Annotated in this window: 13 protein-coding genes; 11 read left to right on the forward strand and 2 right to left on the reverse strand. The window is 57.1% G+C overall.

Annotated elements, in window-relative coordinates; translation table 11 throughout:
- Positions 1 to 89: 89 nt before the first annotated feature.
- On the reverse strand, positions 90 to 887 hold the full coding sequence (locus tag LCM31_RS06725) for a DUF6515 family protein (RefSeq protein WP_224868539.1): 798 nt from the start codon (positions 885 to 887) through the stop codon (positions 90 to 92).
- Positions 888 to 1,113: 226 nt separating this feature from the next.
- On the opposite strand from LCM31_RS06725, the gene panC reads away from it, so the two are divergent.
- The 4 genes from panC to LCM31_RS06745 all read left to right on the forward strand — a co-directional run bounded on the left by panC (position 1,114) and on the right by LCM31_RS06745 (position 5,406).
- The gene (gene panC, locus LCM31_RS06730) at positions 1,114 to 1,962 is read left to right on the forward strand and encodes a pantoate--beta-alanine ligase (protein WP_224868540.1); all 849 of its coding nucleotides are present in this window, start codon (positions 1,114 to 1,116) and stop codon (positions 1,960 to 1,962) included.
- 16 nt (positions 1,963 to 1,978) lie between these two features.
- Positions 1,979 to 2,368 (forward strand): aspartate 1-decarboxylase, encoded by a 390-nt coding sequence (panD, locus tag LCM31_RS06735; protein ID WP_224868541.1) that lies wholly within the window; start codon positions 1,979 to 1,981, stop codon positions 2,366 to 2,368.
- Positions 2,369 to 2,611: 243 nt separating this feature from the next.
- Complete coding sequence (locus LCM31_RS06740; protein WP_224868542.1) at positions 2,612 to 4,477, forward strand: bifunctional acetyl-CoA hydrolase/transferase family protein/GNAT family N-acetyltransferase; 1,866 nt, start codon at positions 2,612 to 2,614, stop codon at positions 4,475 to 4,477.
- 2 nt (positions 4,478 to 4,479) lie between these two features.
- Positions 4,480 to 5,406 (forward strand): histone deacetylase family protein, encoded by a 927-nt coding sequence (locus LCM31_RS06745; protein WP_224868543.1) that lies wholly within the window; start codon positions 4,480 to 4,482, stop codon positions 5,404 to 5,406.
- Positions 5,407 to 5,596: 190 nt separating this feature from the next.
- Here LCM31_RS06745 and LCM31_RS06750 read toward each other — a convergent pair whose 3' ends face one another.
- Positions 5,597 to 5,950 carry a cupin domain-containing protein gene (locus LCM31_RS06750; RefSeq protein ID WP_224868544.1) on the reverse strand — a complete coding sequence of 118 codons (354 nt, stop codon included), beginning with the start codon at positions 5,948 to 5,950 and terminating at the stop codon, positions 5,597 to 5,599.
- Between the two features lie 312 nt (positions 5,951 to 6,262).
- Between LCM31_RS06750 and acs the strand changes: the two genes are divergently transcribed.
- The 7 genes from acs (at position 6,263) to LCM31_RS06785 (ending at position 14,241) form a co-directional block, all read left to right on the forward strand.
- A complete protein-coding gene (gene acs, locus LCM31_RS06755) occupies positions 6,263 to 8,200 on the forward strand; it encodes an acetate--CoA ligase (RefSeq protein ID WP_224868545.1) in 1,938 nt (645 codons plus the stop codon).
- A 373-nt stretch (positions 8,201 to 8,573) separates the two neighbouring features.
- The gene (locus LCM31_RS06760; RefSeq protein ID WP_224868546.1) at positions 8,574 to 9,425 is read left to right on the forward strand and encodes a universal stress protein; all 852 of its coding nucleotides are present in this window, start codon (positions 8,574 to 8,576) and stop codon (positions 9,423 to 9,425) included.
- Between the two features lie 159 nt (positions 9,426 to 9,584).
- Positions 9,585 to 10,001 carry a RipA family octameric membrane protein gene (locus tag LCM31_RS06765; RefSeq protein WP_224868547.1) on the forward strand — a complete coding sequence of 139 codons (417 nt, stop codon included), beginning with the start codon at positions 9,585 to 9,587 and terminating at the stop codon, positions 9,999 to 10,001.
- Between the two features lie 155 nt (positions 10,002 to 10,156).
- Positions 10,157 to 10,546: a VOC family protein gene (locus LCM31_RS06770; protein ID WP_224868548.1), complete on the forward strand. Its 390-nt coding sequence runs from the start codon at positions 10,157 to 10,159 to the stop codon at positions 10,544 to 10,546.
- A gap of 16 nt (positions 10,547 to 10,562) precedes the next feature.
- Positions 10,563 to 11,549: a TIGR00341 family protein gene (locus LCM31_RS06775; RefSeq protein ID WP_224868549.1), complete on the forward strand. Its 987-nt coding sequence runs from the start codon at positions 10,563 to 10,565 to the stop codon at positions 11,547 to 11,549.
- Between the two features lie 343 nt (positions 11,550 to 11,892).
- Entirely contained in the window at positions 11,893 to 12,489 is a 597-nt protein-coding gene (gene alaE, locus LCM31_RS06780; RefSeq protein ID WP_224868550.1) for an L-alanine exporter AlaE, read from the forward strand.
- Positions 12,490 to 12,816: 327 nt separating this feature from the next.
- The gene (locus LCM31_RS06785; RefSeq protein ID WP_224868551.1) at positions 12,817 to 14,241 is read left to right on the forward strand and encodes a response regulator; all 1,425 of its coding nucleotides are present in this window, start codon (positions 12,817 to 12,819) and stop codon (positions 14,239 to 14,241) included.
- The last annotated feature ends 57 nt before the right edge of the window (positions 14,242 to 14,298 follow it).

Below are 14,298 nucleotides of genomic sequence, written 5' to 3' on the forward strand. Positions count from 1 at the left end.
GTCTTAAATAATTTATAAATAAAAAAGGCGACTCGTGAGAGTCGCCTGGGGAAGTAACCGAATAAATATTCGGTTGTTGGGGTTGGAATTCAGAGGAAGCCCGGGTTGGCGACCACCACATAACCGTGTCGGTGGTGGTCCCACTGGTAGTAGGTGTCGTAGGCGACAAAGTAGTTCAGGCCATTAAAGCTGACACTGAATGCCGTACCCGGCAAGGAGCGAACAAAGGCACCTACCGGGGCCTCGGCCACCACGTAGCCGGCACCGTAGGGACGGTAAAAAATACCGTCGCTGAAGTAGTAGCCCAGGCCGCCAAAACTCAGGCTGACATAGGATGTCGGCAAACGCTGCCAGCGGTAGCCGTAACCAAAGTGGGCCGGGCGCCAGCGATGCTCGTGCGGGCGGTAATAAGGCCGATGGTGCGGGCGGTGATGCGGCTTGTAGTGTGGCTTGTGACGCGGCTTATAGTGCCCGCGGTAGTCCACATACTTGTAGTCCTTGTAGTCCTTGTAGTCCTTGTAGTCCTTGCGCTCGTGCTTGTGTGCCTTGCGCTCGTGCTTGTGTGCCTTGCGTTCATGTTTGCGCGCCTGGCGTTCGTGCTTGCGTGCCTGATGTTCATGCCTATCCGCCTTGCGCTCGTGTTTACGCGCTTCTTGCTTGTGATAGTGCTTTTTGTCTTGGTGGTGATCGTGGCGACGGTTCTCCTCGTCACGCCGTTTGTCGGCGATGTCACGCACCCTGTTGCCGTGTCGCACCTGGTGGTCGCGCTGCTGCATGTGCTTGCGGCCGTGGTCGTTGCGGTGGTGGCGGTCGTCCCGGTCGGCCAGCGCGGGCGCTGTGGTCAGCAGCAAGCTGGCGGTGGCAACGGCAGTGATCAGTGTTTTCATGGTCGTTCTCCTCAGCCATGCGTGTGGCTGACTCTGTGGCCTTATGTAAAGGCTTCTCGATAACGTGGGGACCAGTGTGCCCCCTGTACACTGAATCTTTCCTGAACCGGCTGCAGAAACTCCCTGTGATGGCAAAAACCGAATGTGACCAATGCTTCCCGATTTGTTCGGTGTCCCCGCGGAAGGTAAGATGCCGCGCAACTAACCACTTGGCGGAACCCCGGCAATGCAAGTTTTTCACCACGTGGCCAGCCTGCGCGAGGCGCTGGCGGAGGCCCGTCGCGATGGCAAGACCATCGGATTCGTGCCCACCATGGGCAACCTGCACGATGCGCACATCGAACTGGTCAATCTGGCCCGCAAGCAGTGTGATGTTGTGGTGGTGTCGATCTTCGTTAATCGCCTGCAATTTGGACTCAATGAAGACTGGGATACCTACCCGCGAACCATGCAGGCGGACATGGCCAAGCTGCGCGCGGCCAACTGTGATTACCTGTTCCACCCGGATGAAGCCGAAATCTACCCCAATGGGATGGACGAGCAGACCAAAGTCATCTGCCCGGCTATGACCGATGTGCTGTGCGGCGCGAGCCGTCCGGGGCACTTTGAAGGCGTGACCACGGTGGTGGCGAAGCTGTTCAACATCGTGCAGCCAAAAAAGGCGGTGTTCGGTATCAAGGATTTCCAACAGCTGGCGGTGATCCGCCGTATGGTGGAGGACCTGTGTATTCCGGTGGAGATTGTTGCGGCACCGGTGCACCGTGAAGACGATGGTCTGGCGATGAGCTCGCGCAATGGTTATCTGAGTGAGGAGGAGCGTCCGCGTGTGGCGATCCTCAACCGGTCGCTGAACTGGGTGAGCGATGAGATCAAATCTGGTCGCAAGGATTTTGCGGCGTTGGAAGATGAGGCGCGGGCGAAAATCGAGCAGGCGGGTTTTAAGGTGGATTACTTTTCCATCTGCAACAGCAAGGATCTGCAGCCGGCGGCCCACGACGATAGCGAGATCACAATTCTCGGCGCCATGTACACCAGCGGTGCGCGCTTGATCGACAATGTTTCCGTGAGTGTGTGAAGTCAGGAGTTCGTTGATGCAAATTGAGATGTTGAAAGGCAAGCTGCATATGGCGGCGGTTACCCAGGCGGAACTCTGGTATGACGGTTCCTGTGCGATCGATGAAGATCTGGTTGAGCTCGCGGGGCTGCGCGAGTTTGAAAAAATCGATATCTACAATGTTTCCAACGGCGAGCGCTTTCACACCTATGTGATTCTGGCGGAGCGGGGTTCCGGCATTATTTCGATGAATGGTGCTGCAGCGCGCCGCGTGCAGGTCGGCGATCGTATTATTATTGCCGCCTATGCACAGATGTCTGAGGCTGAGGCCGACGCTTTCAAACCCAAGCTTGTTTATCTGGATGAGCAGAATCGGGTTGAGCGTAGTACCAATACTATTCCTGTGCAGATGTCGGAACCCGCATAAAAGCTGGGGGTTCTTTTTCCGGTCCTGTGGCGGCTGAGCGCCGGGTGCAGGTTTTCAGGAGCGTCGCAAACAGGATGTTTGCGCCGCAGCGCCCAGGGACGGGTTCACAGCGGTTCTGAAAACCTGTACCCGGTGCTTGGCCGCCACCGTGGTCTTTAACTGGATCCCGTGAGCTTCGCTTGTGACCACTAAACCACCCGCCTACCATACCTCCAAACTCAAGGTAGGATTCCACTCATCTCTATGTCGTCTCTGACAAATCCCAAAACCAGCGAACCCGTCGCTTGGGATCAGCTGCTAAAAAGTGGCTGCCGTATCTTCGTTGGTTCCCATGCCGCTGTTCCCGATGCATTAATGGCTGATCTGATCGCCAATAGTCAGGGGTTGAATGACATCGAAGTCACGCAGGTATTTACGCTTTCAGATAATGTCTGGGCAGAACGGAAACACGCTGAGTTGTTTACCATCAACGCCCTTTATATCGGTGGTACCGCGGTGCGCAATGCGGTCGCCGAAGGGCGCGCGGACTATACGCCCACCTTTCTCTCGGAAGTACCAAAGCTGTTTAGCGATCATGTACTACCGCTGGATGCCGCACTGATTATGGTAAGCCCGCCGGATGAACTGGGTTACTGTTCGCTCGGTGTGAGTGTGGATGTAGTGTCATCCGCAGTAAAGCATGCCACCACGGTGATCGCCCAGATTAATCCGAGCATGCCGCGTACCTGTGGCCACACATTTATTCATCGCGACCAGATACATGCCTGGATGATCGAAGATGCTCCAATCCCGGAATCCCCACCGCCGGAAATGGATCAGGCGGTGGAGCAGATCGGACAGTATGTTTCCCTGTTGGTAGAGAATGGGGCCACGTTGCAGATTGGTATGGGCAAGATCCACGATGCGGTGTTGCGTTACCTGGGCAATCACAAAGACCTCGGTGTGCATTCGGAAATGATTTCCGACGGCATTGCCCGGTTGATGAAAAGCGGGGTGATCAATAACCGCAAAAAGACCTTCCACAAAGGCAAAACCATAACCGCCTACTGCATGGGATCGCGCGAACTCTATGACTTTGTCGATGGCAATCCCCACGTCGAGCTGTATCCCGCCGAGCACGTGAGCTCGCCGGTAAAAATTGCGCGCAACGACAAGATGGTGGCGATCAACAGCGCTATCGAAGTGGATCTCACCGGGCAGGTAGTGTCGGACTCGATTGGTCGTCTGCTGTATAGCGGTATTGGCGGCCAGGTGGATTTTATTCGTGGCGCCGCACTGAGTAAGGGTGGCAAACCCATTATCGCCTTGCCATCCACGGCGCGGGACAAAGACGGCAAACTGGTGTCCCGCATTGTTGCTTCCCTCACCCCGGGCAGTGGTGTGGTCACCTCGCGCGCCCATGTGCACTATGTGGTAACCGAATACGGTATCGCCTCCCTGCGCGGTAAAAGTGTGCGCGAGCGTACCCTGGAAATGATCCGTATTGCACACCCGGAATTCCGGCGGGAGCTGCTGGAAAAAGTACGTGAGTTTTACTGGGTGCCGGAATACCAGGAGCAGGCGCCCACCACGGTGCCGGAGCTGGGCCCGGTGGACCAGAAACAGTACACTTTTGACGGCGTGCGCTATACGTTGCGCCCACTGCGCCCGTCGGATGAGCGGCGCTTACAGGAGTTCTTTTACACCCACAATAAAGAAACCTTGATGATGCGTTACAACCACCATGTGACGCAGATGTCCCGGGAAAAGTCCTGCAGCTTGGTGAGCGTCGACCAGGGGTGTGACCTGGCACTGTGCTTTACCGATTTTGATGGTGAAGGCGAAGTGATTCAGGGGGTGGGGCGCTACTACTATTACCCGGCAGATAACAGCTGCGAGGTGGCATTCGTGATCAAGGAGAGCCGCCGCGGTAAGGGTATTGCCACCACCCTGCTGAAAGAGATGGAAAAGGTTGCGCGGGCGCGTGGTATTGCGAAAATGTTTGCCTGTGTACGCCGCGATAACAAGCCCATGCTCAAGATATTTGAAGCGAACGGCTTCACCACCCGACCCGGCGACTCCATGGATGAGCTCTATCTGGAACTGATACTGTCTGGGAACAAGGACTGACTATGCCCGCCGTTGGATTCTTCTCTGACCCCACCTGCCATAAACACGATATGGGCGACGACCACCCCGAGTGCCCCGCGCGTCTGGACACTATTCAGGATCAGTTGCTGAGTAGCGGTATTGAATACGTGCTGCGCTTTTTCGATGCTCCACAGGCCACACGCGAACAAATCGAGCGGGTGCACACGCCGGAATATGTGGAATCGATTTTCGCACGTGCGCCCAGCGAAGGCTTTGAAGTCCTCGACGAAGACACCCGCATGAATCCCCATACACTGATTGCTGCATTACATGCAGCCGGCAGCGGCGTGGACGCGGTGGAACGTATTATGCGCGGCGAGATCAACTCAGGGTTCTGTGCCGTACGCCCACCGGGCCATCACGCCGAGCGTGACAAGGCCATGGGCTTCTGCCTGTTTAACAATATTGCGATTGCTGCCGAGCACGCGCGAACACAGCATGGTCTCAAACGCGTCGCCATCCTCGATTTCGATGTGCACCACGGCAATGGTACCGAAGACTTTGCCGCCGGCCGCGATGGCTACCTGTTCTGCTCCAGCTTCCAGTCGCCGTACTACCCGTTTTCTGGCACCGGAGAATTGCCGGCTAATATCATCAACTCTCCGTTGGAAGCGGGCGCAGGTGGTGACGCACTGCGCGAGATCGTCGCAAAGCAGTGGCTGCCGGCCCTGGAAAAGTTCCAGCCACAGATGTTGTTTATCTCGGCTGGATTTGACGGGCATGTTGAAGACGCCATGGCGCAACTGCGCTTCAAGGAAGACGACTATCTGTGGGTAACCGAGAGGCTGCGGGAGTACGCAGACGAGAACTGTGAAGGGCGGATTGTTTCCGCGCTGGAAGGTGGTTATGCGTTATCTGCACTGGGGCGTAGCGTTGTAGCTCACCTCAAGGGATTAATTGGTGGTTAGGGCGATGTTATGTGTGTAGATGCGAAGGGGCTGTGGTGGGTATGGTTTTTCAGGAGCGTCGGCAACATGGATGTTGCCGACGCAGCGCACAGGGATGTATTCACAGGGGGGGCGCCCAGCGCGGTCCTGAAAAACCATACCCACTACAGGGCCGCCACTAAGTTCGCTAGTGGTAGCCCCTCAGGCCGAGTTACTCTTCATAAATCGCATAAAACTTCTTAACCGAACCAATGGTTTCCCAGGTTCCTTCAAATCCGGCCGGAATACAGAACGCATCCCCGGTGGTAACCCGCTCGCTGTCCCCTTCGGCATCGGTAATGATTGCCTCACCATCAATGATGTAGCAGAACTCGTCCTCACTGTAAGTAAGTGACCACTTGCCGGTATCGGAAGACCAGATACCACAGAAGAAATTTTCCTTCTTGTTGGTGAAAAAGTGCTCGGTCCACTGCTGCGGGTTCCCCGTTAGCACCTTCTCAGGTGCCACCACCCCGGACTCTCTCTCCACCTTACCTTCTGCAACGCGCATCAACTTCGCGGTCATATCTACCTCCGGCAATATAAAAATGTGATCACTTTTCTTGTCGACTCATTTTGCCTGTTTGCGACAAAAAAGGCACGGGATTCCAGCTGCAAGGTGGGAAAGCGTGAAGACGTCAGGCTATGATGGTACGACAGGATCATTGACAGCGTTGTCATAAGGCCGCCGCCAGTGGTATAACTTATCGGGATAGCAGTGACACGAAATACGCCGGGCAGCGCGATGACCGGGCGTAGCGCTGCGATGCCTGCAGCTAACAGGCCTCAATGAATGGGGCCATGCAGCATCCCGATAATACTAATAAGGGAGAAAACGATGTCTGAAGTGCACACTTACCCGGTGCCCGAAACCTTTGCCGCCAACACCCTCGTAACCAACGACGACTACCAGCGCATGTACCACCAGTCCGTTGAGGGTCCGCAGGCGTTCTGGTCCCAGCAGGCCAACGATTTCCTGCAGTGGAGCAAGCCGTTCACCAAGGTGGTTGAGGAAGACCTGACCAAGGGGCACGCGGCCTGGTTTGCCGATGGTGAACTGAATGTTTCCGTCAATTGTATCGACCGCCATCTGCCAACTCGCGCGGCACAAACCGCATTGATCTGGGAAGGGGATGATCCGGCCGATAGCAAAAACATCACCTATCAGGAGCTGCACGACAACGTAGGGCGCCTGGCGAACCTGCTCAAGGCGCGCGGCGTCAATAAGGGCGATCGCGTGTGTATTTACATGCCGATGATTCCGGAAGCGGCCTATGCCATGCTCGCCTGTACCCGCATTGGTGCGGTGCACTCGGTAGTGTTTGGCGGTTTCTCGCCCGACTCCCTGAAAGACCGAATCCTCGATTCCGATTGCCGGCTGGTGATCACCGCCGACGAAGGCGTACGCGGCGGCCGCAAGGTGCCGCTCAAAGCGAATGTGGATAAGGCCCTGGCCAGCTGCCCGGACGTACATACCGCAGTCGTGGTTAAACGCACCGGCGCCAATGTCGATTGGGACAGCAAGCGCGATATCTGGTACGCGGAATCCGTGGCCGAGCAGAGCACTGACTGCGCCCCCGAACCGATGAACGCGGAAGACCCGCTGTTTATCCTGTACACCTCCGGCTCTACCGGTAAGCCCAAGGGCGTACTGCACACCACCGCCGGCTACCTGCTGGCCTCCACCATGACGTTCAAGTACACCTTCGATTACAAAGAAGGCGACGTCTTCTGGTGTACCGCCGACGTGGGCTGGATTACCGGCCACAGCTACATCGTTTACGGCCCGCTGTGTGCCGGCGCCATCTCACTGATGTTTGAAGGCGTACCGACGTACCCGGATGCCTCCCGCTGCTGGCAGGTTGTGGAAAAACACAAGGTAAATACCTTCTATACCGCACCCACCGCGATTCGCGCACTAATGGGCGCCGGCGATGATTTCGTTACCAAGTGCGACCGCAGCTCGCTGAAACTGCTGGGCACCGTGGGTGAACCCATCAACCCCGAAGCCTGGGAGTGGTACCACAATGTGGTCGGCGAAAATCGCTGCCCGATTGTGGATACCTGGTGGCAGACCGAAACCGGCGCGCACATGATTACCCCACTGCCCGGTGCCACCGCGATGAAACCCGGTTCCGCGACACGCCCGTGCTTCGGCGTACAGCCGGCGCTGCTGGACGAGAAAGGCCAGGAAATTGACGGTGAAGGTGAGGGTGCGTTGGTCATGAAAGCCAGCTGGCCGAGCATGATCCGTAGCGTATACGGCGATCACCAGCGCATGATCGACACCTATTTCTCTACCTTCCCCGGCTACTACTTCACCGGCGACGGCGCGCGCCGCGATGCCGATGGCTACTACTGGATTACCGGCCGCATCGACGATGTACTGAATGTCTCCGGCCACCGTCTGGGCACCGCGGAGATCGAAAGTGCGATCGTACTGCACGAAGATACTGCCGAGGCTGCGGTGGTGGGTTATCCACACGACATCAAGGGCCAGGGCATATACTGCTATGTGACCCTGAAAAATGGCCGCGAGCCCTCTGAGGAATTGCGCAAGGAACTGATCAACCTGTGTGTGCAGGAGATCGGTCCTATCGCCAAGCCCGACATCATCCAGTGGGCCCCGGGCCTGCCGAAAACCCGCTCTGGCAAAATCATGCGCCGTATTTTGCGCAAGATCGCCTGCAACGAGCTGGATTCTCTGGGTGACACCTCCACGCTTGCCGATCCTTCTGTGGTGGATGAGCTGGTGGATCATCGCGCGAACAAGTAATTACTTTCCTCCGTCCCTGGACGTTCTATTGGGCGTCCGGTGGGGGAAAACCCGCCCCCACCACTTTCCCTTCCATTCTCGCTGCCACGTACAAGTTTTATCGAGTCACATGTGAAATATATTCGCTAAATGCGAAGGTGGAGTGCCGGGTATCGTTTTTCGAAAGCGTCGGCGACAGGGATGTCGCCGACGCAGCGTACAGGGACGTATTCACAGCGGTTTCGAAAAGCGATACCCGGTGCTTCACCGCCAGAGGGCGCCAACAGTGCGAGCCCCGAGCTGGGTCGTCTTGCTCTGAGCCAAGACAAAATCGACATCCGGTGATTTAATGAATTAAAGGATTTGAATATTTCCCTGTAGCAACGGAGGCCACATGCAGAATATTCTCGTCATCCTCGACAAGCCCAAGCATGAACAGATAGCCCTGGAGCGGGCACTGGAGTTGGCGGAAAAGTCGGGCGCGAAGCTGCATCTGGTGAGCTTTGTTTACGAGCCTGTGGTCTCCATTCCGCTGCTGTCCGGTTCCGTGCTGAACGTCAGCGACCAGATTCAAAATGAGCGCAAGAAATGGCTGCAAGAACTGCAGAGCGAGCATCCACTTCCTGCAGGCTCCACCGCCGAAGTCATCTGGCACCACGATATTCCCTACTGGACCCTCGACTACCTCGCCGCCAATGACTGCGACCTGGTGGTAAAAACTGCGCAAAAACAATTTGGTCGTGGCGGCTTTGGCTCCATTGACTGGCGCATGATTGAGTCGGTTCCCGCGCCACTGTGGCTCGCAGTGAGTACCCACTGGGTGAAGCGCGATCGCATCGTTGGCGCACTGGATCCCGCTATCGATAACCCCCTGCATGTGGAGTTAAACCAGCGTGTGCTCGCCGTGGGTGGTAAATTGAGCACGCTGTTAGGGGCCGATCTGGAAGCTGTCGCCTGTGTGCCCAAGGTCGATGAAGTAGCCGATTTAGATGCGTTCCGCGAGCAGGCCGGAGCCCTGTTGCAAGCAATCGATACGGTTATCGCCGACAGCGGGGTAGAATGTGCAAAGACACACTTTGTTACCGGCAAGCCCGCGGCCGAGGTAAACCGCGTGGTAGACCGCAATAAAGCGCGCGCAATTCTCGTGGGACGCGGTGTGCGCAAGGGGCCAAAAGGCTTCTTGCTGGGCAATACCGCCGAGCGTATCCTCGGCCGTGCAAACACAGATGTACTGATTGTTCCCTGACAATTCTCGCTCCCGTATCCAGTGGCACCGCCCAGGAGCCTGACGATAAAGTTGTATTCATCGCATGGTTTTGCGGCACTAAAACTGTCCATGCTTTACATGGTAAGCTGGCTCAGCACGCGCCGTAATCGACCCATCTAATGAAGTCAGAGTCCTCTCGTGAACGAACAGCAGTACCTGTGTGACCACTATCGTTTTAACGCCGAACAGCGTTTAAAAGCCTTTAACTTTTTTGTGGTGCTTTCAATGTTCGCCGATGGTGGTATTTTTACCGCCGTGGAAAAAGGCTTTCACCCGCTTATCCTGGTGCTGCTGGGCGGATTTGTGGTGATTGTGTCTGCCGTATTCTGGGTCATGGATATGCGCAGCCGGCAATTGTTGAATCTGACGGTGCCCGGCCTGCGTGCAATCGAGGCGCAGCTGCCAGAGCCGGCACGAATTTTCACCCGTGACCTGAGTAATCAGGGGCGCTGCATTCGCTACACCTTCGCTATTCGTGCGCTGATCCTTGGGCAGTTTGTTTGCGGCACCGCTGTGGTGGTCTACGGAATGCTCGCCTGTTTCGGCGTCATTTGAAACGCCTTTCTCCCAGTTGCATTTCAGCTCCAGTCGCACTTCTTCCTGCCCATTTATTCACGGGCACTGCTATCGCCGTGTGTGCGTGATCGTTTCTGCCCGCGCTATCTATACTCATCTCCCCAGACGGAAAAATTCTCTAGCGGGAGGCCCCCATGCTCGACCATATCGGTTTGACGGTGCACGACTATGAGCGCAGCAAGGCATTTTACCTGGCGGCGCTGGCGCCTCTGGGGTACGAGCTGGCCATGGAAATGGGTGACTGGGCCGGATTTGGCTGGGGAGGCAAGCCGCAGTTATTGATCAAAGGGGGTTCGACCACGGCCCCCGCAGTGACTATTGCCTTTAGCGCCGAAGACCGGGAAACCGTACAGGCTTTTTACCAGGCCGCGCTGAAGGCGGGTGCTCATGATGACGGTGACGAGGGCGGTGGAGCACCACGTCTGCGTCCGGAATACCACGCAGATTACTTCAGCGCCTATGTGCGCGATCCGGATGGACACCAAGTGGAGGTGGTGTGTCATATCCCCGAAGATGCCTTTTGAGCGAGTTTGAATTGCCGTGAAGCTACTCGCCATTCTCACCGACCCCCGCGATACCGACCGTGTCGCGGCTATTGCCGAAGCGCGCAAGGCCGAAGAGTTTCGCATTGAGGGCCCGGTGCAGAGCGGGCACCAGGCCATGCGGCTGCTCACCAGCGACGACAAGGTACAGGTGTTTCTCGACGATCTCGCGCCGCTGGTGGATGGCGTGGCGGGGGCGCGCGTGCTGGTCATCCCGGTGGAGTTGTCGCTGCCCAAGCCCAGCGATGCGCAGCGCAAAAAGGAAGACACTGCCCTGGCCGCGCGCGAGGCGCTGTACGCCAGTGCGGAAAAGAGCGCCCGTCTGGATCGGGATTATGTGATCCTGGTGGTGCTCTCCACCCTGGTTGCCGCCATCGGCCTGCTGGAAAACAATGTTGCCGCGGTCATTGGTGCCATGGTGATCGCACCGCTGCTGGGGCCCAATATGGCGTTTGGCCTGGGCACCGCGTTGGCGGACACGGCGTTGATGCGCAGCGCCCTGAAAACACTGGTGGTAGGTCTCTCAGTGGCCGTGGGCCTGTCGGTGGTGATTGGCCTGATCTGGCCCTGGGGGACGCTCAGCAACGAACTCTTGTCACGCACCTATGTGGGTTGGGACTCCGTGGTGTTGGCACTGGCCTCTGGCGCCGCCGCCGCACTGTCGATGACCTCCGGCCTATCCAGCGTCTTGGTCGGGGTAATGGTGGCCGTCGCACTGCTGCCGCCGGCAGCCACCTTCGGCATGATGCTGGGCTCGGGCAAGTGGCCGCTGGCCCTGGGTGCCGGCCTGTTGTTGGCGGTGAATATCGTGTGCGTCAATCTCGCCTGTAAGTTGGTGTTCCTGATGAAGGGGATTGAGCCGCGCACCTGGTGGCAGAAAAAGTCCGCCAACAAAGCCATGAAGATCTATATCGCCGTGTGGGTGTGCACCCTGCTGCTATTGATGGCGGCCATCTACCTGCGCGACCAGTTCAATCTGCAATAGTCCTCCCAATCTCTCACCGGGCACAGAGCTGTAGGGCCTCCTGAGCCCCGGTGTCCCTGCGCTCAGTTGCTGGAGTCTCTCTGTATCGATGGCGGATAACGCGACCGATATGGCCTTGCGAGTGCCCTGATTTACTCATTGGTTGCGTTGTTTAGGATGGCTTTTGGGGTGGAAACGGTAATGTAGGATGTAATCACTATAAATAATTAAAATTTAATATGTGAAGACTGGATTTTGAAAAAATGGTGGATATAATCGCCGTCGTCACCAAAAGTGACCAAATAATGTTCAGTTTTCGCCTGTGGGGGCCAAAAGCCTGCCGCGGTTCAGGTCAAGTATCACTATGTCGCCCCAGTCTCTGTCGCAGGCAACCGAAGCCATTCCTGTGTCTCCGCCCGTTATGGTGCTGGAGGACGAGCAGCCGGTTGAAACTACCCAGTCTACTAATTCACAGGTTAACGAACGCCGCAACCGCCGCACACGCTGGAACGAGTGGTTGCTGGACGTGTTCGCCATGAACAGCTTTTCCTGGGCAATCGCTATCCCCATCGAGCTGTTACTGGCGGGTATGAGCTGGAGTGAACACCTGAAGATTCGCCTGCTCGCGGTGGTGTTTAACTCGCTGATCGCGCGCCCGTTCAGCATCTACCGCGGCTGGGTGGTACAACGCTTTGGTCGCGGCGGCGCCCTGCATAATTACGCGGTGGACACATTTGTGTTTCTGAGTTTTCAGCTGCCACTGTACACCGTCAATATGCTGCTCGGTGGTGCGTCTATGGCAGAGATCGCGACCGCCTGTATTACCTTTGCCATGATCGCCGGTGTTCTTGGGCGTCCGTACGGAATCTATCTGGATTTCCTGCGCCGTCTATGGGCGCGGCGCAGCGCGGGGGCGCCTGTTACCGATGACATGGATACCGCCACCTGCGGCATTAAGTAGCTGTAAGCGCGTGAAGTTGACTTGCCCGGCCGGGTGACTTCCAATGCGCCCGGCAAATTTCCGGCACGTTCGGGAATATTGGCGTAAAATTGGCTTAAGTGGGACGCTTGTTTGGTGTAAAACACCGCTAAGCGAATTACTCCACTGAGCTTCTGGACGTAGGAAGAGCGTCCAAGAATTCGCAAAAGGATGCGAAATATCCGCCGGGGCTGTAAACACCGGCGCACACAAAACCCTCCAATAAGTGCCCCGTTAGCGGGTATACAACGTGGGTTTTGATCGGGTTGCAGGATTAACCCATACATACCAATGGTTTCAAGGATGAATATGACCATGACCTACTGCCGCCCGGCGGGTAGCCGCGTTGTCGGTGCCAACACCAGAAATACTCGCGCTGTCGTCGCCCGTACCTGTATCGCCTCTGCGCTGATCGCTTTCGCGCCGATGGCTGCCTACGCCTTTCCCGGTCAGGCACTATTGCTTGATACCGGGATTCCCCTGTTCTGGTTATTGCTTGTAGGAGCCGCATTCGTCGGCGTTATGGCGCTCTATATGCGGTCGCGAGCCCAGCTGCAGGCTGCCCTGGAATCCTCAGCTGTCCGTGTCTCAGATTTGCAGGCAGAGAACGCCAAACTGTTTCGCCAGGTGCAGACTCGGGTTCATGAGCTGATGGAGCGGGACAAACTGCTGGAGGAGGTCAAGCTTTCCGCTGCGCAGTCCGAAGAAGAGCACCGGGATTTCCTCTCCATGACCGGGCACCGTATGCGCAAGCCCCTGGAAACCCTGGTCAGTACCATGAGCTTGCTCTCGCGCGGCGGCAATGATGAGAGCCGGCACTTGGCGGACGCGGCATTGGGGCAGTGCCGTACGCTACGCAGCAATATCGAAGAGATCCAGCGGGCGGGCCAAGGGACTTCCGAGGGCGTAGGCGCCGCTGGCCAAGTACCGGCTGTTTCGGCACAGGGTGTTGAGGAGGCGCATCAGCCACTGAATATTCTGTTGGTGGAAAATGACGGGCACGCCAGCTTACGCCGGCGACTGGAGGCCGGGGGGCATGAGGTACGTTGCGAAAGTAATGGAATTGATGGCGCCGAGGCAGCCCTCAAGGCGAAATACGACTTGGTGCTAATTGATGTGCGCCTGCCCCTGATCGATGGTGTGGAAACGGCGCGAAAAATGCGCGGTGACTATTCCAATGACAACCTGCTTATTTTCGGCATGCTCGACAGCCTGAATAAGGGCGACCGCGAGCACTATATGGCGAAGGGATTGACCGGCGTGTTGCCGAGCGAGCCTTCTGAGGCGCAGCTGGCGCAGTTGTTGAGCTGGGTGGAGCAGAAAGCCCAGGGCAAATCGGCCAAGAGCAAAACGTCTCGCGCCAACAAAGTATTGAACTCAAGCACGCTCGAGCGGCAGCGGGATACCCTCGGCCACCTGGCGTTTGCCGAATTGCTTGGGGGGCGCCTCGCCAGCCTGCCCAAGAAAATCACCGCCTTTACCAGCGCTCTGACTGGTCGACACTGGCTCGACGCGCAACACCAGGCACAGGCGATCGCCGCGGAAGCAGAAAGTGTCGGGCTGGAGGTGGTTGCCGGGCGTCTGAAAGCGCTGTCAGCGCGCTTGTCCATCGACAGCGAGCGGGAGTACTGTCGCCACCAGCGCACCGAGATACTCGGGCTGATGCGCACTTCCATTCAACAGCTGAAATCCTGGCGCGAGAAAAACGTCCATACCGAGTGGGCGCTGAGATAAACCCGGTGATTGTCGCGATGGGTGGCCGTTGGCAGCGGTTATCCTGAGAGGCAATAG

This window comes from Microbulbifer agarilyticus, from assembly GCF_020171345.1.
Lineage (GTDB): Bacteria > Pseudomonadota > Gammaproteobacteria > Pseudomonadales > Cellvibrionaceae > Microbulbifer > Microbulbifer agarilyticus_D.